The sequence below is a fragment of the Tenacibaculum aiptasiae genome (assembly GCF_965221665.1).
Taxonomy (GTDB): domain Bacteria; phylum Bacteroidota; class Bacteroidia; order Flavobacteriales; family Flavobacteriaceae; genus Polaribacter; species Polaribacter aiptasiae.
Window position 1 is genome coordinate 413,589 of the sequence record NZ_CBDCSN010000002.1, and the last position, 23,465, is coordinate 437,053.

General features: G+C 31.0%; 19 protein-coding genes. 18 read left to right on the top strand and 1 reads right to left on the bottom strand.

What is annotated here, in order from left to right; translation table 11 throughout:
* The first annotated feature begins 274 nt into the window (after positions 1-274).
* The 4 genes from gyrB (at position 275) to mdh (ending at position 6,403) form a co-directional block, all read left to right on the top strand.
* Positions 275-2,212, top strand: a complete 1,938-nt coding sequence (gene gyrB / locus ACOQN8_RS02235; RefSeq protein ID WP_150900478.1) for a DNA topoisomerase (ATP-hydrolyzing) subunit B — start codon at positions 275-277, stop codon at positions 2,210-2,212.
* A gap of 115 nt (positions 2,213-2,327) precedes the next feature.
* Positions 2,328-3,368: a DUF6588 family protein gene (locus tag ACOQN8_RS02240; RefSeq protein ID WP_420551430.1), complete on the top strand. Its 1,041-nt coding sequence runs from the start codon at positions 2,328-2,330 to the stop codon at positions 3,366-3,368.
* A gap of 116 nt (positions 3,369-3,484) precedes the next feature.
* Entirely contained in the window at positions 3,485-5,347 is a 1,863-nt protein-coding gene (locus tag ACOQN8_RS02245; protein WP_420551431.1) for a hypothetical protein, read from the top strand.
* A 129-nt stretch (positions 5,348-5,476) separates the two neighbouring features.
* Positions 5,477-6,403, top strand: a complete 927-nt coding sequence (gene mdh, locus ACOQN8_RS02250; RefSeq protein ID WP_420551432.1) for a malate dehydrogenase — start codon at positions 5,477-5,479, stop codon at positions 6,401-6,403.
* A 211-nt stretch (positions 6,404-6,614) separates the two neighbouring features.
* Here the strand turns inward: mdh and ACOQN8_RS02255 are convergent, their stop codons facing one another.
* Positions 6,615-7,298 carry a cell division ATP-binding protein FtsE gene (locus ACOQN8_RS02255; RefSeq protein WP_235273295.1) on the bottom strand — a complete coding sequence of 228 codons (684 nt, stop codon included), beginning with the start codon at positions 7,296-7,298 and terminating at the stop codon, positions 6,615-6,617.
* A 125-nt stretch (positions 7,299-7,423) separates the two neighbouring features.
* On the opposite strand from ACOQN8_RS02255, the gene ACOQN8_RS02260 reads away from it, so the two are divergent.
* The 14 genes from ACOQN8_RS02260 (at position 7,424) to ACOQN8_RS02325 (ending at position 23,421) form a co-directional block, all read left to right on the top strand.
* Positions 7,424-10,444 carry a tetratricopeptide repeat protein gene (locus tag ACOQN8_RS02260; RefSeq protein ID WP_420551433.1) on the top strand — a complete coding sequence of 1,007 codons (3,021 nt, stop codon included), beginning with the start codon at positions 7,424-7,426 and terminating at the stop codon, positions 10,442-10,444.
* Between the two features lie 39 nt (positions 10,445-10,483).
* Positions 10,484-12,268 (top strand): hypothetical protein, encoded by a 1,785-nt coding sequence (locus ACOQN8_RS02265; RefSeq protein ID WP_420551434.1) that lies wholly within the window; start codon positions 10,484-10,486, stop codon positions 12,266-12,268.
* A gap of 50 nt (positions 12,269-12,318) precedes the next feature.
* A complete protein-coding gene (locus tag ACOQN8_RS02270; RefSeq protein ID WP_420551435.1) occupies positions 12,319-13,755 on the top strand; it encodes a M20/M25/M40 family metallo-hydrolase in 1,437 nt (478 codons plus the stop codon).
* A 252-nt stretch (positions 13,756-14,007) separates the two neighbouring features.
* A complete protein-coding gene (locus ACOQN8_RS02275; RefSeq protein WP_420551436.1) occupies positions 14,008-15,621 on the top strand; it encodes an amidohydrolase in 1,614 nt (537 codons plus the stop codon).
* A gap of 44 nt (positions 15,622-15,665) precedes the next feature.
* Positions 15,666-16,007 carry a DUF3703 domain-containing protein gene (locus ACOQN8_RS02280; RefSeq protein ID WP_420551437.1) on the top strand — a complete coding sequence of 114 codons (342 nt, stop codon included), beginning with the start codon at positions 15,666-15,668 and terminating at the stop codon, positions 16,005-16,007.
* Between the two features lie 237 nt (positions 16,008-16,244).
* On the top strand, positions 16,245-16,784 hold the full coding sequence (locus ACOQN8_RS02285) for a sigma-70 family RNA polymerase sigma factor (protein ID WP_420551438.1): 540 nt from the start codon (positions 16,245-16,247) through the stop codon (positions 16,782-16,784).
* 59 nt (positions 16,785-16,843) lie between these two features.
* Positions 16,844-17,302, top strand: a complete 459-nt coding sequence (locus tag ACOQN8_RS02290; protein ID WP_420551439.1) for an SLATT domain-containing protein — start codon at positions 16,844-16,846, stop codon at positions 17,300-17,302.
* Positions 17,303-17,409: 107 nt separating this feature from the next.
* Complete coding sequence (locus ACOQN8_RS02295) at positions 17,410-18,099, top strand: NUDIX domain-containing protein (protein WP_235273307.1); 690 nt, start codon at positions 17,410-17,412, stop codon at positions 18,097-18,099.
* Between the two features lie 65 nt (positions 18,100-18,164).
* Positions 18,165-19,004: a ribose-phosphate diphosphokinase gene (prs, locus tag ACOQN8_RS02300; protein WP_420551440.1), complete on the top strand. Its 840-nt coding sequence runs from the start codon at positions 18,165-18,167 to the stop codon at positions 19,002-19,004.
* Complete coding sequence (locus ACOQN8_RS02305) at positions 19,001-19,654, top strand: DUF4291 domain-containing protein (RefSeq protein ID WP_420551441.1); 654 nt, start codon at positions 19,001-19,003, stop codon at positions 19,652-19,654. The genes prs and ACOQN8_RS02305 overlap by 4 nt, the downstream gene beginning before the upstream one ends.
* Positions 19,644-20,594 (top strand): ADP-ribosylglycohydrolase family protein, encoded by a 951-nt coding sequence (locus ACOQN8_RS02310; RefSeq protein ID WP_420551442.1) that lies wholly within the window; start codon positions 19,644-19,646, stop codon positions 20,592-20,594. The genes ACOQN8_RS02305 and ACOQN8_RS02310 overlap by 11 nt, the downstream gene beginning before the upstream one ends.
* Before the next feature lie 6 nt (positions 20,595-20,600).
* Positions 20,601-21,152 carry an RNA 2'-phosphotransferase gene (locus ACOQN8_RS02315; RefSeq protein ID WP_420551443.1) on the top strand — a complete coding sequence of 184 codons (552 nt, stop codon included), beginning with the start codon at positions 20,601-20,603 and terminating at the stop codon, positions 21,150-21,152.
* A gap of 5 nt (positions 21,153-21,157) precedes the next feature.
* The gene (locus ACOQN8_RS02320; protein WP_420551444.1) at positions 21,158-21,889 is read left to right on the top strand and encodes a metallophosphoesterase; all 732 of its coding nucleotides are present in this window, start codon (positions 21,158-21,160) and stop codon (positions 21,887-21,889) included.
* Positions 21,890-21,945: 56 nt separating this feature from the next.
* Positions 21,946-23,421 (top strand): nicotinate phosphoribosyltransferase, encoded by a 1,476-nt coding sequence (locus ACOQN8_RS02325; protein WP_420551445.1) that lies wholly within the window; start codon positions 21,946-21,948, stop codon positions 23,419-23,421.
* Positions 23,422-23,465: the final 44 nt, after the last annotated feature.

Below are 23,465 nucleotides of genomic sequence, written 5' to 3' on the forward strand. Positions count from 1 at the left end.
TTCAGAATTAAAATAAAAAATCAATTTTCAATTTTAAGCATGTTTTTAAGCCTTTTAACAGACTTTCTAACAAAATATATTTTTAACAGCTTTACAAACAAAACAGCTTAAAAACTTTATTATCAAATTTAAAAACTGTAGATTTGTAAGGATAAATAATCGCAAAACGCGGTTATTTTTTATGTTATTGAATATTGTTTCTCATACGATTATAATCAGTTAGGAATTTTAAAGAATAACATTCAGAAAACAAATTAACTTTTAACTCTAAGAAATGAGCGAAGAAAAAAAGCATAATTATTCAGCCGATAGTATTCAAGCACTAGAGGGGATGGAGCACGTAAGAATGCGTCCATCGATGTATATTGGTGATGTTGGTGTTCGTGGTTTACATCATTTAGTTTATGAGGTAGTTGATAACTCTATTGATGAAGCTTTAGCTGGTCATTGTGATACTATTTCAGTAGACATTAATGAAGATAATTCTATCACCGTTCGTGATAATGGACGTGGTATTCCAGTTGGAATACATAAGAAAGAAGGAGTTTCTGCACTACAAGTTGTAATGACTAAAATTGGTGCTGGTGGTAAATTTGACAAGGATTCATATAAAGTTTCTGGTGGTTTACACGGTGTTGGGGTATCTTGTGTTAACGCACTTTCTGATCACTTAACAGCTACAGTACATAAAGAAGGTAAAATTTGGCAACAAGAATACGAAAGAGGTAAAACATTATATCCAGTAAAAACTATTGGAGAGACTGATTTTACTGGAACTATCGTTACTTTCTTACCAGACAGATCTATTTTTCAGCAAACTACAGAGTACAATTACGATACATTAGCTACTCGTATGCGTGAGCTAGCTTATTTAAATAAAGGAATAACAATTACCTTAACTGATAAGCGTAATAAGGACGATGAAGGAAACTTCATCGCTGAAACATTCCACTCTACAGAAGGTTTATCTGAATTTGTAAAATATTTAGACTCTACCCGTGAACAGTTAACAGCTAGTGTTATTGCAATGGAAGGTGAGAAAAACGGAATTCCTGTTGAAGTAGCTATGGTATATAATACTTCTTATTCTGAAAACTTACATTCTTATGTAAACAACATTAACACCCACGAAGGAGGAACACATTTATCTGGTTTCCGTCGTGGATTAACTCATACTTTAAAAAAGTATGCTGATGAATCTGGATTATTAAAAAATGTAAAGTTTGATATTTCTGGAGACGATTTCCGTGAAGGACTTACCGCTATTATTTCTGTAAAAGTAGGTGAACCTCAATTCGAAGGACAAACTAAAACTAAGTTAGGAAACAGAGAGGTTACTTCTGCTGTTTCTCAAGCAGTTTCAGAAATGCTAACTGACTACTTAGAAGAAAATCCTAACGACGCTAAAACTATTGTTCAAAAAGTAATTTTAGCAGCTCAAGCACGTCATGCAGCTAGAAAAGCTCGTGAAATGGTGCAACGTAAAACTGTAATGAGTATTGGTGGTTTACCTGGTAAATTATCTGACTGCTCTGAAACAGATCCTGCACAATGTGAAATTTTCCTTGTCGAGGGAGATTCGGCAGGTGGTACTGCAAAACAAGGACGTGATCGTAATTTCCAAGCAATTCTTCCTTTAAGAGGTAAAATCTTAAATGTTGAAAAAGCAATGCAACATAAAGTTTTTGAAAATGAAGAAATCAAAAACATGTTTACTGCACTGGGTATTACAATTGGAACAGAAGAAGACCCTAGAGCTTTAAACCTATCTAAGTTACGTTACCACAAAGTAGTTATTATGTGTGATGCCGATGTCGACGGATCTCATATCGCTACCTTAATCTTAACCTTCTTCTTCCGATACATGAGAGACATGGTAGAACAAGGTTACATTTATATTGCTACCCCACCTTTATACTTAGTTAAAAAAGGACAAAAGCGCGAGTATGCATGGGATGACAATCAACGTGATTTAATCGCTCAGAAAATGGGTGGAGGTGTTAATATCCAACGTTATAAAGGTCTTGGAGAGATGAACGCCGAACAATTATGGGACACTACAATGAACCCAGAGTTTAGAACACTACGTCAAGTTGTTGTTGATAACGCTGCTGAAGCCGACAGAGTATTCTCTATGTTAATGGGTGATGAAGTTCCTCCTCGTAGAGATTTTATTGAAAAAAATGCCAAGTACGCTAATATTGATGCTTAGTTTTTTTGAAATACTATAAATTAAAAACTCAACCGTTTTGGTTGAGTTTTTTTATTTTAACCACAATAGTATTCTCTTTTTTATACATTTGTTACCTAATTAACAACTTAGTAACATGAAAAAAATTACTTTATCCCTTTTTACAATTTTCAGCTTAGTTTTTAGTACAAAAGCTCAAGATGGTTTTGAGCAAGCTATCTTAGGTAGCGCAAAAGATGCAGGAAATCTTATCCAAGCATACTTTAATCCAGGTATGGAAGGTTTAATAAATAGTATGAACTCTGGATGGTACCACACCGCAAAGGTTCATAAAAAATTTGGTTTTGATATCACTATCGGATTAAATGGAAGTTTTATTGGTTCAGAAAAAGAAACTTTTAATATTCAACAAGCTTTAGGTCCAGGATCTTCTATCACATCAACATCAACAACTGCTTCTACTTTTGCAGGACCAGACACTCCTACTACATTTGCAGTTACTAGAACTATAGATGTTGGAGGAACTCCCCAAGTAGTAACAGCTAATTTTGATTTACCAGGAGGAATCATTGGAGACTTACCTTTAAAGGCTGTTCCAGCACCGGCTGTTCAAGTAGGATTAGGATTACCTTACAAATTTGAAGTTATGGCTCGTTTTTTCCCTGAAACAAAATTTGGTGACGATGGAGGTAAAATAAACATGTTTGGTATTGGACTTAAGAAAGAAATAACTAGCTGGTTTGGACCTTTAGACAAATTACCTTTACATGTTTCTCTATTAGCAGCTTATACTAATCTTGATGTAAACTACGGTTTTGGCACTCAAACTACTGGAGCTTTAGCAATCCAAAATGGTGCTGGAGAATTTGGTTTATCTGCTTTTTCTTTTCAAGCAATTGCTTCTTTAAATTTTCCTATCATCAATGTATTTGGTGGTATCGGATACAATACTGGTAATGCAGATTTAAGAATGACTGGTACATACACTGGTACATTTAACCATGCTGGAGGAACAGAGCAAGTAGCCTTAACTCCTCCTAGTTTAGAATTTAAATCAAGTAGTTTTAATACAACCATAGGTGCAAGAATTAGTTTAGGATTTTTTAAGCTTTTTGGTAGTTATTCTTTACAAGATTACAACACTGTTAATGCCGGAATAGCTTTCAGTTTTAGATAAAATTTATTTGTTAAAAAAATCTTAATAAAAAAAGGACTTTACTCTAATGAGTGAGGTTCTTTTTTTTATTTTCGAAACTCGATTATTAAAAAGAAATTTTCAACATTAAAAAAATTATGAAAACAAGATTACTTATTTTATTAATATCCCTAATCTCTTATTCTGGTTTTTCTCAAGAAAAAAGATGGGAAAGAGATTTAAAAAAGGAATTATACCAAGTTGGATGGATAAAACAATCTAGCGAAGGAAACATTATTGCTTCTGGTGCGAAAGGATTATTAGCCATGAACCATAACAATGGTGAAATCATTTGGCACAACAAAGAATTAAAAGCCATAGACAAAAACACTTTTTTAAATATAGATGGCTTGCCTTTTTTCTATGTAGAATACAGTCCTGTTGTAGGAAAAACTAGAGGTATTATTATAAACTCTAGTAATGGTAATATCGTTTTTGACACAAAAGATAAAGGCTACAGAATTAAAGATTACACTATTTTACGCGATAAAAACACTATCCTTTTTGAGCTTCTAGACAATAAAGATCAAAAATTAATGAATTTTGACTTAACCAAAAGCTCTGTAAAATGGATTACTGACCTTGGAAAAATAAGTGGTTTATTTAAAAAATTTGTGGGTATTTCATTCATTAATCACGGTCCAATTTTTACCAAAGAAGACAACTTAGTTATAGGCATAAAAAATGAGATTTTTGCAATTAACTTTACAAACGGAGAGCTTATTTGGAAATATAAAGCGAAGAAAAAAATAAAAGCGTTAGTATATTCTAAAAATAATAATAGCTTATACGTTGGTATTAAAAAATCAAGTAAACTTAAAATTTTAAATCCAGATAATGGTGATGACATCACTCCGGGAAAATTAAAATTAAGAGGTACATTGATTGATGTAAAACCAGACCCTTCTGGAAACTTTATATTGGTTGAAACAGAAGGTTTCAATATTATTGACCCACAAACTAATCTATTTAAGTGGAAAAAAAGCTTTAAAATAGTTAATTTAAATGAAGTCATCCCTCATGAAAAAGGAATGATTGCTGTGGGTAAAGACGAAAAGAAAAGTACCATTGCATTAGTATCAAATGAAGGAAAAAAAATATGGGACACTAACGTAAATGGATACGCTTATTACGCAACTCCAACAGATAAAGGAGTTTTATATATTTCTACTGAAAGATCTAACATATTAGACTACAAAAAAGGAAAAGATGTATGGAAAAGAGATATAAAATTTAAATCTATACCTGCTGTTACTTATGATGAAAATGAAAAAAAAGTAATTCTTTTTGAAAACAAAAAAGGGTATAAATTTGATTTAAATACTGGACAAATTAATTTATTTGCTGAAGATATTAAATTAGATCATGTAAGAAGAAAAACACCTTTAGTTGCTGAATACATAAAAGATGAAGGATATTTATTAAGCACTCCTCAGCATATGTCTTTATTAAAACCTAACGGAGAAGTTAAATATACATCTTACTACAAACCTGCTTCTTCTATTAATGGATTAGTAAGTGTAGCTCAAATAGGCTTAGCCGCTGCTGGGGTAGATTTTGATATTAAAGGATCTATGGAAAATATTGAAATGTTAAGCAGCCTATCTAACGGAGCATACAGAACCTCTTTAGACCAAACAGATGGAACTTCTGATAGCTATGAATTTATTGGAGTTTATTCTGCAGATGAAAACCTACAGAATATGAGACAAGTTTTCAGTATTTCTTCTCAAAGATTTTTTAATTCAAAAAAATTGAAAGACAGCCAATTTATTGTTACTAAAGTAAAAAGAGAAGACGCTCCTTCAATTCATAAAATTATAAAAATTAACAAAAAAACTGGAGCCATCGAAACTGAAATTGACCTATTAGACAAAACACCAAATTACGTAATAGATCAAGTAGAGAATAATGTTTTTGTAAATGAAAACAACCATCTAATATCTGCTTACAAGTTTTAATATAGACTTCAAAAAGGTAACACACAGAGCTCCATTGAAATTTCAATGGAGTTTTGCTTTTATATCCATAGGCAAATCGCTATTTTTGTGCATCTTAAATTAATCATCACAATTAAAAATATAAATAAAATGAAAGTAACAGTTGTAGGAGCAGGTGCTGTAGGTGCAAGTTGTGCAGAGTACATTGCTATTAAAAACTTCGCATCTGAAGTTGTATTAGTTGACATTAAAGAAGGTTTTGCTGAGGGTAAAGCTATGGACTTAATGCAAACTGCTTCTTTAAACGGTTTTGACACTAAAATCACAGGAACAACAGGAGATTATAGTAAAACTGCTGGGTCTGATGTATGTGTTATTACTTCTGGAATTGCTCGTAAGCCAGGTATGTCTCGCGACGAGTTACTAGGAATTAACGCTGGAATTGTAAAAACAGTTTCTGCTAGTTTAATTGAGCACTCTCCAAATACAATTATCATTGTAGTATCTAACCCAATGGATACTATGACTTACTTAGCTCACAAAACTACTGGATTACCTAAAAACAGAATTATAGGTATGGGTGGTGCTTTAGATTCTGCACGTTTCAAATATCGTTTAGCAGAAGCTTTAGAGGCTCCTATTTCTGATGTTGATGGTATGGTTATAGGTGGTCACTCAGATAAAGGAATGGTTCCTTTAACTCGTTTAGCTACTCGTAACTCTGTTCCAGTTTCTGAGTTTTTATCAGAAGAGCGTTTAGAACAAGTAAAACAAGACACTAAAGTAGGTGGAGCAACATTAACTGGTTTATTAGGAACTTCAGCTTGGTATGCACCAGGTGCTGCTGTATCAGGTATGGTTCAAGCAATTGCTTGCGATACTAAGAAAATATTCCCTTGTTCTGCTTTATTAGATGGAGAATATGGTTTATCTGATTTATGTATTGGTGTACCTGTTGTATTAGGAGCTAACGGTATTGAAAAAATCGTTAACATCAACTTAAGCGAAGAAGAGAAAGCACATTTAACTGCATCAGCGGAAGCTGTTAAAAATAACAATGCTGCTTTAGACATCTAAAATTAGCTTTAAAAACAAATAATAAACCCCTGAATAATGAACTTATTCAGGGGTTTATCTTTATAAAAATATGTTAAAATGTAACTATAGTTGTAAGAAATTTGAATTCTATACGTCTTTATAGTAAGAGAAACATCAGCAGTGTTTCTTTTTCATAGTTTTTCATAGCAATTTTCCCACTTCTTTCTATCGATAGAAGTGGGTTTATTTTTTATACTGATTGCTGCACCACTTCAAACAACTCTCCTCCTTCACACTTTACAGTCTTTTGTTTAAACTTTACAATTAATTGATAATCGTGAGTAGCCATTAAAATTGTTTTTCCGCTTTTATGAATTTCATTCAATAATTCCATTACCTCTAAAGAAGTTTTAGGGTCTAAATTCCCTGTAGGCTCATCAGCTAAAATCAATTCTGGATTATTCAATAAAGCTCTAGCTATTGCAACACGTTGTTGCTCTCCACCTGAAAGTTCAAAAGTTTTTTTATAGTATTTTTCTTTCATCCCTACTTTGTCTAAAACCTCATAAATCTTATCTTTCATATCGGTTTTATTTTTCCAACCAGTAGCTTTTAAAACAAATTCTAAATTTTCAAAAACATTCCTATCGTTTAATAATTTAAAATCTTGAAAAACGATACCTAACTTCCTTCTTAAAAAAGGAATATCCTTTTCCTTAATTTTCTTTAAATCAAAACCAACAATATCACCTAAACCACGTTGCAAACGCAAATCTCCATACAGAGTTTTTAACAAACTACTTTTACCACTTCCAGTTTTACCAATTAAGTAATAAAAGTCACCTTTATTTAAAGTAAAGTTAACTTTAGACAAAACTAAACTGTCTTGTTGATAAATATCTGCGTTTTCAAGGTGTAAAACTGGTCTTTCCATATATCGTTTTGTTTCTACAAATCTAAAATTTTATTACGTAATTATATAACATTTATTACTTTTGATAAAAAGTCTTCCAACAAAAACAAAAAACAAACGTTATACTACTTAGATAACTGAAAAATATGAGATTTATTTGTTCTAATAAGAGCTGCTATTTATTATTTTTATTAGCCTTTTCAACATCATTAATAGCCCAAGAATCAGCTATTAATACTGACGTTGCTTCCAACTTCCATAAAGCATTAAAGTTTTATAACAATAAAGCTTATGCCGCTGCTCAAGATTTATTTGTTGAAGTATCCAAGAATTCAGACCAACATAAAAATCGTAAAGCTGATGCAGATTACTACGATGCAATGTGTGCGATAAAATTAATACAAGATGATGCAGATGAAAAAGTGCTAGAGTTTGTAAAAAACTACCCTTACAACAATAAAAAAGAAAAAGCTTTTTTAAATGTAGGTAATTATTATTTTGCAAATAGAAAAGCTGCACACGCTTTAAAATGGTATCAAAAAGTAAACGAAAAACTTTTAACTCAACCAGAGCGAGATGAGTTAAACTACAAAATGGGATACGCCCTTTTAGCCTCTAATTATTTGAAAGATGCTAAATCTCGTTTTAAAACCTTATTAGGAAACCCTATTTATGGTAACGATGCTCGTTATTACTATGGATACGTTGCTTATAAACAAGAAAACTTTGGTGAAGCAGAAGATAACCTAAGTCAATTAGCAAATGATGCTACTTATCAGGCAAAAGCTAATTACTATATCTTAGATATTAGTTTTAAAGCTGGACGTTTTGACAAGTCAGTACAAATTGGAAAAAAACTTCTAGAAAGCACTAAAGACAAAAAAGAAATTTCTCAAATTTCTAAAATCATGGGAGAAAGTTATTTTAATTTAAAAAAATACGACCAAGCAATCCCATATTTAAAGGCTTATAAAGGAAAGAAGGGAAAATGGACAAATACAGATTATTACTATTTAGGATACGCTTATTATAAGCAAAAAGACTACGAAAAGGCAATTAGTAACTTTAATAAGATTATAGGTGGTAATAACAAAGTTGCTCAAAATGCATATTATCATTTAGGTGAATGTTATTTAGAATTACAAAAAAAACCTGAAGCTTTAAATGCATTTAGAAATGCTAGCGAAATGGATTTTGATTTAAAAATTACTGAAAGTTCTTTATTTAATTATGCAAAGTTAAGTTACGAACAAGGGAATCCTTATGAAAACGTTCCAGATGTTTTAAAAGGTTTTATAGCAAAATATCCTAACTCTCCTAACACAAGTGAAATAAACAATTTATTAATAACTTCTTATTTACATCAACAAGATTACCAAGGAGCTTTAGATTATTTAAACGAGTCTAAATCGCCAGAAAATCAAAATCTTGCCAATGAAGTATCTTTATACAGAGGTATTCAATTATTTAATGAAAGTAAATTAAAAGAAGCTAAACCATATTTTTCAAAAGCTACTTTGGCTGAAAACGCTATTGTAAGTAACAAAGGAACTTTTTGGTTAGCAGAAACAGAGTACTTATTAGGAAACTATAAAGAAGCTTTAACTAGTTTTTTATTAGTTACAAATAAAGAAATAGAAGAAGTTAAAAAGTTAGATTACAATATTGCATATACTTATTTTAAGTTGAAAGATTATGAAAATTCAGCCAAGCACTTTCAACAATTTATAGATATAAAATTAGATGACAACGATTTAAATGACGATGCTTCTAATCGTTTAGGAGATTCTTATTATGCTTCTAAAAAATATCCAGAAGCTATTGAATCATACAATAAAGTAGTTCAAGAAGGAGGTGTTGGTTCTGATTATGCTCAATATCAAATTGCTATGAGCAATGGATTTATGGGTAAAAGTGATTCTAAAATTGAAAACTTAAAAACTTTAATCAATAACTATCCAGACTCTCAATTACAAGATGATGCAATGTTTCAATTAGCTACAACTTATACAACAGCTAATAATTCTACAGAAGCTCAGAGCACATACAACAAACTATTATCAAAACACGCTAAAAGTAGCTATATTCCTAATGTACTTCTAAGACAAGGATTATTATTTTATAACAATAATGACAACAAAAAAGCATTAGAAAAATATAAAGAAATTGTAGCAAAACACCCAAATTCAAAAGAGGCAAAACAAGCGGTTACGAATGTTAAAAATGTATACATTGATATAGGTAAAGTTGATGAATATGCCGCTTGGGTTAAAAACGTAAAATTTGTAAATGTTAGTAATGCAGAATTAGACAATGCTACTTTCCAATCTGCTGAAAATAAATTCTTAGAAAATAATAGCGCAAAAGCAATAGAAGGATTTAACAAATATCTTGAAGCATTTCCAAATGGAGCACATGCTTTAAAAACACACTTCTATCTTGCCCAATCCTACAACAACATTAATCAGTTTAAAGATGCAGTTCCTCACTACACTTATGTAATAAGTCAGGATAAAAGCGAGTACACAGAAGAATCTTTAACAAAACTTGCTAAAATCTATTTAGAGGATGAAAACTGGGATAATGGAATGTTAGTTTTAGAGCAACTAGAAAAAGAAGCAAATTATCCTCAAAACATCATTTTCGCGCAAAGTAATTTGATGAAAGGACATTATAAAAAGGAAGATTACAACAGCGCTATAAACTATGCTGAAAAAGTATTAAGCAACGGTAAAGTAGACGCAAATATTATTGAAGATGCTAAAGTAATTATAGCTCGTTCAGCTTTCAAAACTAATGATTATCTAACAGCAGAAGAATTCTTCCTTGAAATCAGCAAAAAAGCAACAGGTGCATTAAAAGCAGAAAGCTTATACTACAATGCCTTCTTTTTAAATGATCATAAAGACTATGAAGCTTCCAATAAAGCTGTACAAGATTTAATAGCTAATTATTCTTCTTATAAGTATTGGGGAGTGAAAAGTTATATTATAATGGCAAAAAACTATTATGCGTTAAAAGATGCTTACCAAGCTACTTACATTTTAGAAAACATTATCAAAAACTTTACACAATACAAAGATGTGTTGGAAGAAGCTAAAAACGAGCTTAGCAACATTAAGAATAAAGAAGCAAAAACAAACGAATCAGTAACTACCCAAAACTAAAATTTGTTAACAACAAAAGAAAGTTCAATGATTAGATTAATGAAAAAGCACATAGGTTTCCTTGTTTTATTTGTAACATTAATTGCAAATGCGCAGGAGAAAAAAACAACCGAAAAAGCTAAAGACACCATAATAAAAACGGAAGTAGTTAATGTAGTTACTTCTTATGTCCCTAAAATTACTGATGCTTTTAAAATAAAGCAAAAGCCAATAATTAAGCACACTAAAGAAACTCAAAAGAAAGAGTTAAAATACCAAATATTTTCTGTGCCAGTAGCTTCTACTTTTATACCTAAAAGTGGAACTATGAAAAAAATTAACTTAGGAAAACGAGAAAGATTATATCCTAATTATTTTTCTATAGGTTTGGCTAATAAAATTGCACCTTACCTTGAAGCATATGTTAGACGCAATGAACGATTCAATAGTGAATACGGAGCACATATTAAATTTTTATTGTCAGCTGACCCAGTTGAAAACACAAGATTGAGTAGTACTTTTTATAATGCTAGTCTTAATTTATTTTATGCACAACAAGAACGTTTCTTTAACTGGAAAGCAGGTGTAAAAGCAGAACGAAATAAATACAATTGGTATGGTTTGCCTGGCAACATTACTTTTACAGATGCTACTATTAGTGCTATAGAAGAAGAACAGGCTTACAACAACTTTAAGGTTTTTGGAACTATTAAGTTTGACGACACTGATTTTAAAGAAGCAAATGGTTCTATTACCTATTTCTCAGATGCTTTGAGTAGCAATGAATTCTTTATAAACGGAAATGCACTTTTTGAATTTCGTCTAAGTGAAATAATTCATCGTGACTTAAATGACTTAAGTTTAAATACTACTATAAGTTATTTAGGAACTAAATTTGACAAAGCATACGACTCTCAAAACCAATTAAAACATAGTTTCTTTGTTGTTGGCGCACACCCTACATACAAATTCAACGTACAAAATCTAGCTATTAAAATTGGAGCTAAAAGTTATTTTGCAATGGATTTAGAAAACAACAAGAACAATTTTTTAATTTATCCAGATGTTGAGCTATCCTACCCTATTGTAAAAGATTTTGCAAATGTATTTGTTGGAGCTGGTGGTGATGTTGATATAACTTCATATCAATCCATTGTAGAGCAAAACCCTTACGTATCACCAACACAAAACTTATTATTAAAAAATACAAAATATTCAGTTTTTGGAGGTATTAAAGGAAAACTAGACGCACAATTTAGTTACAACTTCAAAGCTAGTTATTCAAATATAGAGAACAATCCATTCTTTGCATTGAATCAGTCAAAATCAAATGGGAGTAATACTGCAGGAAGTAATGCCTTTAGTTTTTTAGGGTATGAGTATGGAAACTCTTTCACTACTGTTTATGACGACATAAAACTTCTTAACTTCTTTGGAGAAGTAGCTTACAATGGCTTTAAAAATTTAACTGTAGGATTCAATGGGCAATTCAACTCATTTACATTAACAAATCAGTTAGAAGCTTGGAATGCTCCTAAAATACAAGGAGAAATCTTTGGAACTTACAAAACAGAGAAATGGTATGCTGGAGCAAATCTTTATTTTGTTGGAGAACGAAAAGGAAAATTGTTCGACGTATTACCAGCACAAACATTTAATACAATTAATTTAAAAAGTTATTTCGATGTAAACTTTAATGGAGGATATAATTTCAGTGATTCTTTTTCAGTTTTCCTAAACCTTAATAACGTATTAAATAACAGCTATCAAAGATTCAACAACTTTAACGTGCAAGGTTTCCAAGTAATGGGAGGTGCAACTTGGAAGTTTGATTCAATTTTTTAATATTTTAAAATATAAAACTTACATTTATGGCACTTAAAAAAGTGTCATAAATGAAAAAACTAACTCTCCTATTAATTTCTGGGCTATTTGTAATTGCTTGCAAAACAGAAAAAAAAGAAAAAATAGTAATCTCAAAAGGTTTAACTGCTGAAGAAAAAATAGACTCAGCACAGATTAAACACATATTCAATACTGCACTAACAGAAGGTAAATCATATGAATGGCTACGTGATTTAACTCAAAACATCGGAAGCAGATTATCTGGTTCAGAAGGAGCAGCTAAATCGGTTGTTTGGAGTGAACAATTAATGAAGGATGTTGGTTTAGACTCAGTATGGCTACAACCAGTTATGGTTCCTCATTGGGTACGTGGCGAAAAAGAAGTAGCAAATTATACTTTTAACGGACAAGAAGTAAATGTACCTATTTGTGCTTTAGGAGGATCTATAGCAACACCTAACAACGGAATAACTGCTGAAGTTATTGAAGTAAAAAGTACAGAAGAAGCTAAAAAATTAGGAGACAAAGCTAAAGGTAAAATCGTATTCTTTAATGGAGCTTTCGACAATACTCACATACAAACATTTAAAGCTTACGGAGGATGTGTTGGACAACGTTATGGAGGAGCATCAATTGTTGGTAAGTTTGGAGCAAAAGGAGTTATAGTTCGTTCAATGACTAATGGAATTGATGACTATCCACACACAGGTTCTATGGGTTACGGAGATATTCCTGAATCAGAATATATTCCAGCAGCAGCTATTAGTTCAAGAGCAGCAGAAAACTTAAGCAAGCACTTAAAAGAAAACCCAAATATTAAATTCTATTTTAAACAAAGTTGCAAAACATTACCAGACGCTCCTTCGCATAATGTAGTTGGAGAAATAAAAGGAAGCGAAAACCCTGATAAAATTATGGTAATTGGAGGTCACTTAGACTCTTGGGATTTAGGAGAAGGTGCTCATGATGATGGTACAGGAGTTGTACAATCGTTAGAAGTAGCTTATTTATTAAAAAAGAACAACATCAAACCAAAAAATACTATTCGTATTGTATTTTTTATGAATGAAGAAAATGGTTTAAGAGGAGCTACAGAATATGCACGCTTAGCAAAACAAAATAACGAAATACATATTGGAGCATTAGAATCTGATGCAGGTGGTCATACACCAAGAGGTTTTTCAATAGATGCCAATGAAAAGAATAGAAAATTATTACAAAGTTGGAAAAAATTATTAGCACCTTATGGCCTACATGATTTAACTCAAGGAGGTAGCGGCGCTGATATTGGACCTTTAAAAGATGACCATGTAACTTTAGTTGGTTACAGACCAGACTCTCAACGTTACTTTGATTATCACCATGCAGCTACTGATACTTTTGATAAAGTAAACAAACGTGAATTAGAATTAGGAAGTGCTTCTATGACTAGTATTGTATATTTAATGGATAAATACTTATACAATAACGAGACTTTGAAACCTTAATTATTCAGATGAATAAAAAGCTGAACAATCAATATTTTGAGACAAAAGCAAAGCACAAAGTCGAGTATAAAAAGAAATCTTTAACTGCTAAAAAAGTATTTATAAACTTAATTATTACAGTTATTTTGATTTTCCTGTTTAACCTTTTATTCAATTACTTAACTAAGAAAGCTGAACAAAATAAAAAGAACGATTCTCGTGCATATTATGATTTGTTCGAGAAAAAATTTATTACAAACATCGTCTAACTAAATGAAAAAAATACTATTCCCCCTAGTTTTAACAGGAGTTTTATTCTCTTGTAAAAAACAAGAAAAAGCAGATGTAATAGTTATCAATGCTAATACATACACAGTAAATACTAATTTTGATAAAGCAGAGAGCTTCGCTATAAAAGATGGTAAATTTATTGCAGTAGGAAGCAACAAAGAGATTCAAGATAAATATGCTACTTTACAAACTATAGACGCAAATAACAAACCTGTATATCCAGGGTTTATTGATGCGCATTGTCATTTTTACGGATTAGGTTTACAACAACAAAAAGTAAACTTAGTCGGTACTAAAAGTTATAGTGAAGTACTTCAAAAGTTAGTTAAATTTCAAAAAGAAAAAAACACTTCATTTATTACAGGACGTGGTTGGGATCAAAATGATTGGGAAGTAAAAGAATTCCCTACCAAAGAAAAATTAGATCATCTTTTCCCAAAAATTCCAGTAGCCATTCGTAGAATTGACGGACACGCTATGTTGGTAAATCAAGCTGCAATTGACTTAGCTGGAATTACTATTGACACAAAAGTAGAAGGAGGAGAATTCTTACAAAAAGATGGAAAACTAACTGGTGTTTTAATTGATAACGCTATGAACTTTATTAAAGTTCCTCAACCTTCAAAAAGAGAACAAATTCAAGCATTAAAAGATGCCCAAAAAATTTGTTTTGATCTAGGGTTAACAACTGTTGATGATGCTGGATTAGACAAACAAGTAATTGAATTAATTGATAGTTTACAACAAACAGGAGATTTAAAAATGCGTATTTACGCTATGATCTCTAACAATAAAGAAAATCTAGATTATTACTTAAACAAAGGAGTTGTAAAAACAGATCGCTTAAATGTTCGTTCTGTAAAAGTATATTCAGATGGAGCTTTAGGATCAAGAGGAGCTACTTTAAAAGATGAATATTCAGACAAAAAAGGACATTTTGGAGCATTAGTAAATTCTTACAACGATTTACAAGATTTAGCAAAGCGAATTGCTGCTTCAGAATATCAAATGAATACTCATGCTATTGGTGATTCTGCTAATTATGTAATGCTAAAAACATATGATAATGTTTTAAAAAATAAACAAGATCGTCGCTGGCGAATAGAACATGCACAAATAGTAGATTTAAAGGATTTCCATTTCTTTAAAAACGTATTACCATCTATACAGCCAACACATGCGACTAGTGATATGTACTGGGCTAAAGACCGTGTAGGAGCTGAAAGAATAAAAGGTGCTTATGCATATAATGATTTATTAAAAGAATACGGAAAAGTTGCTCTAGGAACAGATTTCCCTATAGAACATGTAAGTCCATTATACACTTATTATGCAGCAACCATTCGAAAAGATTTAAAAGGATACCCAGAAAAAGGTTACCAAATGAATAATGCATTGTCAAGAAAAGACGCATTAAAAGGAATGACCATATGGAATGCTTATGCAAATTTTGAAGAAAAAGAAAAAGGAAGTATTGAAGTAGGAAAAGTAGCGGATTTTATCATTCTAGAAAACGATATTATGACAGTAGATGGAAGTAAAATACCAAATACAAAAGTTATTGCTACTTATGTAAACGGAGAGAAAGTAAACTAAAAATGCATCTTTCCATATAAAAATAAGTCTGATTGTTAAAAATCATGACTAAAACACAACGAAGACAAGAATTTTATCGTCAATTAACATTATCTAAAAAGGCACTTAAAAACAATAGTTTTAAAGTGTCTTTTTATCATTTAGAAAATGCTCATATATTGGGACAAAAACATTTATTTCGCCATACTTTATCGCATTATAAAATGTTAGTTTTTGGAATTAAAACCAAAAATTTAAAGGAAATATTAGGGCAGTTTACTCGAATTATTGCATCAATTTTCTTTACAAACATCTGGGTACCAAAAGGAAATACTGGAGGCGCAAATATTTCTCCAATAAAACCTATTCCTGTTAGAAAAGAATTACAAAAATATTTTTCATCATAAATGCATCTTTTTAAATAATTAAAAGTCTACTATATGAACTTAAAAAACAATAATTATGAAATATAAAAATCAGTGTACTTGTAATTGCGAAGGATGTAAAACAGGAAGTTGTGTAAACTGCACATGCGTAAATTGCACATGTAATAATTGCAACTGCTAAACAACAATAATGACTGTTATTACGAAGTTTAAAAATCGTATTAAACTTCGTAATAACATTTTTCGTAAATTTATAGTATGACTACAAATCAAGTTTGGACAAAATATGCCGAAGATGTAAAGTTTTTCATCCTAAGTAAAGTAAAAGACACAACAGTTACTGACGATCTTTTACAAGATACTTTTATTAAAGTCCATACCAAATTGCACACTTTAAAAGATTTAACAAAGTTAAAACCTTGGATTTTTACAATTGCTAGAAATTCTATGATGGATTATTTTAAGAGCACTAATCAAACATTTGAGTTAGCCAATTTTGAAACTGAAACCGAAATAGAAGAAAGCCCCCATACCGAAAAAGATTGCTTGCAAGGTATTTTAAAAAGTTTACCTAAAAAGTATAGAGACCCTTTATTTCTATCAGATATAAAAGGTTTAAAACAACAAGAAGTAGCAGACACTTTGAAACAAAGTTTACCAACAACCAAATCGCAAATACAACGAGCTCGTAAATTAATAGCAAAAGGCTTTATGGATTGTTGTGGCTTTGTATTAAATGAAGATGGAAAATTAGTAGGTGAGATTCAAGATAAAGAGGATTGTAAAATCTGTCATTAGCTATTTTATTTTGTGGTTTTTCTTTTTTTAAATATGTTTGAAAAAAGATTCAACCAACTATGAATAAAACTCCTCTAAGCAAGTTTGAAATTTTGCAAGAAGAAATTTCAAAAATGATAGAAAAAACCTCAAATTCAAGCATCCAAAACAAGAAAAAATCATTCAGAATTTACATTGGTATTTCAATATCTTCAGCATTGGTTACCTTTCTAGTTGCCATTGGAGGAGACATTCCTAAAGAATGGAGTTCTACATTAAAAGTTGTTACACTATTTTTCAGCGCATTTAGTACCGTACTTGCTGCATGGGATGGCTTTTACAACCACAAACAATTATGGGTTTATTATGGAGATTCAAAAAATAATTTAAAAGCACTTTTACTAAAATTGAGACTTTTAAGTGAAGACGATAAAAATAATCCAGAAATGATAAATGAGATTCATAAGGAATACCAAGCCATTATGAATAAAGGTAATTACAAATGGAAAGAATTGAGACTTGAAGACAATGCTGACTAACTAACCTAGACTTCTAAAAAAGACTTTCATACTCCTTCCCTTTTCTCCTTAAATCTTGGATATAATTTATCTAAAGTTTTTGTAGTTTTGTGTAAATACAACACTAAATGAAGATTCCACAAAATATCAAAGTTGCTGTAGATGCTGTTGTTTTTGGTTACGAACAAAAAGAGCTTTCAGTATTATTAATCAAAAGAGGTGTTAATCCTTATAAAGGTAGCTGGGCACTTCCTGGAGGTTTAGTTTTAGAAAACGAATCACTAGAAGATGCAGTTCAAAGAGAATTACAAGAAGAAACTGGAGTTACTATTGATTACCTAGAACAATTATACACTTTTGGTACACCTGGAAGAGATCCAAGAAATAGAGTTGTATCAGTAACCTACTTTGCTTTGGTTAGGCCGAATAACTTTAAAATTAGTGCCGATACTGATGCCGATGAAGTACAATGGTTTTCTATAAATGAATTACCTGAACTAGCTTTTGATCATGATAAAATTCTAAGCATTGCTTTAAAACGATTGCAAAGTAAAATTAACTACCAGCCCATAGGCTTTGAGTTATTAAAGAAAGAATTCCCTTTTTCAGACCTAGAACATTTGTATCAAACTATTTTAAATAGAAAAATAGACCGTAGAAACTTCAGAAAAAAGATTTTAAGCTTTGGTATTTTAACAGAAACCGATAAAATTCACCAACCTTCTAGCGGTAGACCTGCCAAGCTTTTTAAGTTCAATGCTCAAAAATATAAAGAGCTACAAGAAAGTGGTTTCCATTTCGAAATAAAGTTTGCGTAAAAAAAACACAAAAACTTTTTTTACAACTATAAATGTTTTTTATATTTGCGTCAAAAATACGCAATATGATTTTAAATTTAGACAAACATTTTTCTCCATACGGAACTACAAATACCATAGAATACAATTATTTTACTTTCTCTGGAGGAGAACCGCATATTAAAATCATAACAGATTTAAAAGGTGTTTCGGAAGTAACTATAACTCATCGTATCCAATCTTTTAATGATTTAGGTATACTATTGTTAGCTACCAATGCACTAAAAAATATGGATGTAAAAAAAATTAAAGTACTACTTCCTTATTTTCCAGCAGCAAGACAGGATAGATTAATGCAAACTGGCGAACCTTTATCTGTAAAAGTATATGCTGATATTATCAATGCACAAAACTATGAATCCGTTACTATATTCGATCCACATTCAGAGGTAGCACCAGCAGTATTAAACAATTGTAAAGTAATAGACAATCATGCTTTTATTAGACAAATAACGCAGCAACTCCCAGATGATTTATTATTAATATCACCTGATGGTGGAGCTTTAAAGAAAATTTATAAAGTAGCTGCTCATTTACAGAAGTATGAAGTTATAGAAGGGTCAAAAAGCAGAAATGTTAGAACAGGAGAATTAACAGGATTCAAAGTATATGCAGAAGACTTAAAAGGTAAAGATTGTTTAGTAGTAGATGATATTTGCGATGGAGGCGGAACCTTTTTAGGATTGGCACAAGAGCTAAAGGCTAAAAATGCAGGAAACTTATATTTAGCGGTAAGTCATGGAATTTTCAGCAGAGGATTTGAAGATTTAGAAAAAGTATTTACCAAAATATATACAACTGATAGTTTTAAAACTATTGCACATAAAAATTGTGAACAAATTGAACTGAAAGAGATATTAAGATGAAACTAAAAAAAGAGCTATATAAAGAACAATTAAAAAAGTGGCCTCATGAAGGACATCATATTATGGCACAATATGATGATGAAAAAGTGATTGTTTATCAATCGTATCGACCAGCCATTGGGAATTTTGCTATGAAGAACCAATACTTCGGAGGCCCTTTTAAATACACAAGAATGACTTGGATAAAACCCAACTTTTTATGGATGATGTATCGAAATGGTTGGGGGACTAAAGAAGGACAAGAAGTAGTACTAGCTATACATATAAAACGAGAAGCTTTTGAACGCTATTTAAGTAAAGCTGTATATTCTAGCTTTAAAGAAAACTTATACGAAAGTTGGGACAAATGGCAAGAAGAAGTAAAAAAATCTTCAATAAGATTACAGTGGGATCCCGATCACGATCCTTATGGTAATAAGCTAGAACGAAGAGCTATACAACTTGGTATTAGAAATGAAGAAATTATTCAATATGCTACTGAGGATATTATAGAAATTGAAGACATTTCTGATTTTGTAAAAGAACAATACCAGCATGTTTTAAACAATGATTTAGATAAATTGATTGTTCCTGCAGAGAAACCTTATTTATCATATGATAATGAGGTAAACCAAAGATTAATGCTTGAAATGAATAACTATGAAAAATAACATTATTCAATCAACATTTATTGGATTGGCTGTGGCTGATGCACTAGGAGTACCAGTTGAATTTAAAAGTAGGAAAGTTTTAAAAGAAAGTCCAGTAACAGATATGATGTCTTATGGAAGTCATCATCAACCCAAAGGTACTTGGTCAGACGATAGCTCTCTTACTTTTTGTCTGGCTGAAAGTTTATGTAAAAAATATGACATTAATGATATTGCTAAAAAATCCGCTTTATGGTATCATGAAAAAATTTGGACTCCACATGGCTTTGTTTTCGATATTGGTAACACAACAAGAAAAGCTATACAAGCATATTTAAGAGGCACACCTCCAAGCTTATGTGGAGGAAATACAGAATATGATAACGGTAATGGTTCACTAATGCGAATTAGTCCACTTGCTTTTTATATTAAGGACTTTCCTTTAGAAAAAAGATTTGATGTAATAAAAGAAGTATCACAAACAACTCATGGACATATACGATCAATAATTTGTTGCTTTATTTATTTAGAGTTTTTTATTGAACTTTTAAATAAAAATGAATTGACAACAGCATACAAAAACACTAAAGAAAAAATAAACACATTTCTAAAGAACAATCCCATATGTTCTCAAAAGGAAATTGATGTTTTCAAAAGAGTACTGAACAATAATTTAAAAGAGTTAACCGAGGAAGAAATAAACTCTGGCGGATATGTTATAGATACTTTAGAAGCTTCCATATGGTGTTTATTAAATAGTACAAATTATAGTGACGCTGTTTTAAAAGCAGTTAATTTAGGAGATGACACAGACACAACAGCAACCGTAGTAGGAGCAATAGCTGGTATGTATTATGGTTTAAATAATATTCCAGAAGACTGGATTAATTGTTTAGCTAGAAAAGAAGATATCTACAAGCTAAGTGAACAATTTGCAAAAAAGTATGGTTATGAAAGTTAAACAATCATGAATGAAAAAGACACTAAAAGAATTAGTAAATTTTTAAGCTTATTATTAAGACATAAACCAGAAAAAATAGGTTTAACATTAGATAAGAATGGCTGGGCATTAGTTGATGAACTTCTTATTAAATCAAAAAAATCAGGAACTTCATTTACAAGGGAAAATTTAGATTATGTTGTTATGACAAATGATAAAAAACGTTTTTCTTTTAATGATGACAAAACTAAAATAAGAGCTAGTCAGGGACATTCAATTAAAAATGTGGAAGTTTTAACCGAAACACAAACTCCTCCTCCATTTTTATATCATGGAACAGTATCCAAATTCATTTCATCTATAAAAGAAATTGGTTTACAAAAAATGAACAGACAACATGTTCATTTAAGCATAGATAAAGAAACAGCTATAAAAGTTGCAAGCAGAAGAGGAAAAGCTATAATTTTAACCGTTAATAGTGCTGAAATGTATCAGAAAGGTTATAAATTTTATATTTCTGATAATGGGGTTTGGTTAACAGACAATGTACCATCGCATTTTATTCAGTTTAAAAATTAAAACTAATGAGAACATTTGCAATAGGAGATATTCATGGGGGATTAAAAGCTTTGCAACAAGTACTAGTTAAAGCCAATGTAACTACAAAAGATACTTTAATTTTCTTAGGAGATTATGTTGATGGCTGGAGTGAATCTGCTCAGGTAATTGAATTTTTAATAGAACTATCAAAAACGCATCAATGTGTATTTGTAAAAGGAAATCACGATTTATGGTGTGAAGATTGGTTAAGAACAGGAAAAGGCGAAGCCGTTTGGGAAATGCACGGAGGTAATGAAACTAAAGAAAGTTATTTGCATTTTTCAGAAGAAGAAAAACAAAAACATATAACTTTTTTTCAGCAAATGCTTCCGTATTATTTAGATACTAAAAACAGGTTATTTGTTCATGCTGGATTTACTTCTATGCATGGTATAGAAAAAGAGACTTTCAAAATGAACTATTATTTTGATAGAACATTATGGGAAATGGCAATCACCATGGATAAAAGAATAGAAAAAAATTCAGAATTATATCCAAATAGGTTAAAACATTATGACGAAATATTCATTGGACATACACCTACAACTCGTTATAGTAGTACACTTCCAATAAATGCTATTAACATATGGAATTTAGATACAGGTGCTGCATTTACTGGTTCACTAACAATTATGGATATTGACACCAAAGAATTTTGGCAAAGTCAACCCGTAAAAGATTTATACCCTGATGAAATTGGAAGAAATAAATCTTAAAATTTTGTAGGAATAATTTAATTTGCGTAATTTTGACGCAAATTAAATTATTTACTATGAATCCATTATTATATACAGACGGTTATAAAGTAGATCACAGAAGGCAATATCCTAATCAAACAACACTAGTATATTCAAACTGGACACCAAGAAAAAGTAGAATCAATGGGATTGAAAAAGTAGTTTTCTTCGGACTACAATACTTCATCAAAAAATATATTCTTCAAGACTTTCAAACAAATTTTTTCAATAAGCCTAAAGAAGAAGTTTGTAAACAATATAGCAGACGCATCAATAACTATTTAGGAGAAAACCAAGTAGGTATTAAACATATTGAAAACCTACACGATTTAGGCTACATCCCAATGGTTATAAAAGCATTACCTGAAGGTACAGAAGTACCAATAAGAGTACCAATGTTTACCATGTACAATACTTTGCCAGACTTTTTTTGGTTAACCAATTATTTTGAAACACTTTTATCTACTACAGTCTGGTTACCATGCAACTCTGCAACAATTGCTAAACAATACAGAAAAATTTTAGATCAATATGCACAGGAGACTTCTTCAACTCCTGAATTTGTAGACTGGCAAGGTCATGATTTTTCTATGAGAGGTATGGCTGGGTTAGAAGCTGCTGAATTAAGTGCAGCTGGTCATTTACTTAGTTTTACTGGAACTGATACCATTCCTGCTATAGATTTCTTAGAAACTTATTACAATGCTAATGCTGACGAAGAATTAATTGGAGGTACCGTTGCTGCTACAGAACACTCTGTAATGTGTATGGGAACAAATGATAGAGAACAAGAAACCTTTAAACGACTAATTACTGATGTATATCCAAATGGAATTGTTTCAATAGTTTCTGATACTTGGGACCTATGGAAAGTTCTTACTGAATATTTACCTAACTTAAAAGAAGAAGTACTTGCTCGTGATGGAAAAGTAGTTATAAGACCAGATAGTGGAGATCCTGTTGACATTATTTGTGGAAATCCGAATGGAAAAACTAAAAAAGAACAAAAAGGCGTGATAGAACTACTTTGGGAAACTTTTGGTGGTATAACTAACGAAAAAGGATATAAAGAGTTAGACAGCCATATTGGAGCTATTTACGGTGACAGTATAACTATTGAAAGAGCTACACAAATTAGCGAACGTTTAAAGCAAAAAGGCTTTGCTTCTACCAACATAGTATTAGGAATTGGTTCTTTTACATACCAATACAATACTAGAGATACTTTTGGATTTGCTATGAAAGCTACTTATGGGGAAGTTGATGGAATAGGTAGAGAGATTTTTAAAGATCCAATTACTGATGATGGTACTAAAAAATCTGCCAAAGGTTTATTAAAAATAACTTTAGAAAACGGAGAATACAAATTATATGATCAAGTAACTTGGGAAGAAGAACAACAAGGAGAATTAAGGGAAGTTTTTAGAGATGGAGAATTAATTATTGATGAAAAGTTAAGTAATATTAGAGAAAGAGTACAAAACTTCACAAATGAATTAGCAACTATATAACATTAAAAAAGGTTGGAAAATATTCCAACCTTTTTTTATACATT

Coding starts and splice junctions, on each gene's coding strand:
- ACOQN8_RS02305 (WP_420551441.1), top strand. CDS start 19,001: ATGAAACTAAAAAAAGAGCTATATAAAGAACAATTAAAAAAGTGGCCT.
- mdh (WP_420551432.1), top strand. CDS start 5,477: ATGAAAGTAACAGTTGTAGGAGCAGGTGCTGTAGGTGCAAGTTGTGCA.
- ACOQN8_RS02285 (WP_420551438.1), top strand. CDS start 16,245: ATGACTACAAATCAAGTTTGGACAAAATATGCCGAAGATGTAAAGTTT.
- ACOQN8_RS02290 (WP_420551439.1), top strand. CDS start 16,844: ATGAATAAAACTCCTCTAAGCAAGTTTGAAATTTTGCAAGAAGAAATT.
- ACOQN8_RS02270 (WP_420551435.1), top strand. CDS start 12,319: ATGAAAAAACTAACTCTCCTATTAATTTCTGGGCTATTTGTAATTGCT.
- ACOQN8_RS02320 (WP_420551444.1), top strand. CDS start 21,158: ATGAGAACATTTGCAATAGGAGATATTCATGGGGGATTAAAAGCTTTG.
- ACOQN8_RS02240 (WP_420551430.1), top strand. CDS start 2,328: ATGAAAAAAATTACTTTATCCCTTTTTACAATTTTCAGCTTAGTTTTT.
- ACOQN8_RS02315 (WP_420551443.1), top strand. CDS start 20,601: ATGAATGAAAAAGACACTAAAAGAATTAGTAAATTTTTAAGCTTATTA.
- gyrB (WP_150900478.1), top strand. CDS start 275: ATGAGCGAAGAAAAAAAGCATAATTATTCAGCCGATAGTATTCAAGCA.
- ACOQN8_RS02245 (WP_420551431.1), top strand. CDS start 3,485: ATGAAAACAAGATTACTTATTTTATTAATATCCCTAATCTCTTATTCT.
- ACOQN8_RS02325 (WP_420551445.1), top strand. CDS start 21,946: ATGAATCCATTATTATATACAGACGGTTATAAAGTAGATCACAGAAGG.
- prs (WP_420551440.1), top strand. CDS start 18,165: ATGATTTTAAATTTAGACAAACATTTTTCTCCATACGGAACTACAAAT.
- ACOQN8_RS02310 (WP_420551442.1), top strand. CDS start 19,644: ATGAAAAATAACATTATTCAATCAACATTTATTGGATTGGCTGTGGCT.
- ACOQN8_RS02260 (WP_420551433.1), top strand. CDS start 7,424: ATGAGATTTATTTGTTCTAATAAGAGCTGCTATTTATTATTTTTATTA.
- ACOQN8_RS02295 (WP_235273307.1), top strand. CDS start 17,410: ATGAAGATTCCACAAAATATCAAAGTTGCTGTAGATGCTGTTGTTTTT.
- ACOQN8_RS02265 (WP_420551434.1), top strand. CDS start 10,484: ATGAAAAAGCACATAGGTTTCCTTGTTTTATTTGTAACATTAATTGCA.
- ACOQN8_RS02255 (WP_235273295.1), bottom strand. CDS start 7,298: ATGGAAAGACCAGTTTTACACCTTGAAAACGCAGATATTTATCAACAA.
- ACOQN8_RS02280 (WP_420551437.1), top strand. CDS start 15,666: ATGACTAAAACACAACGAAGACAAGAATTTTATCGTCAATTAACATTA.
- ACOQN8_RS02275 (WP_420551436.1), top strand. CDS start 14,008: ATGAAAAAAATACTATTCCCCCTAGTTTTAACAGGAGTTTTATTCTCT.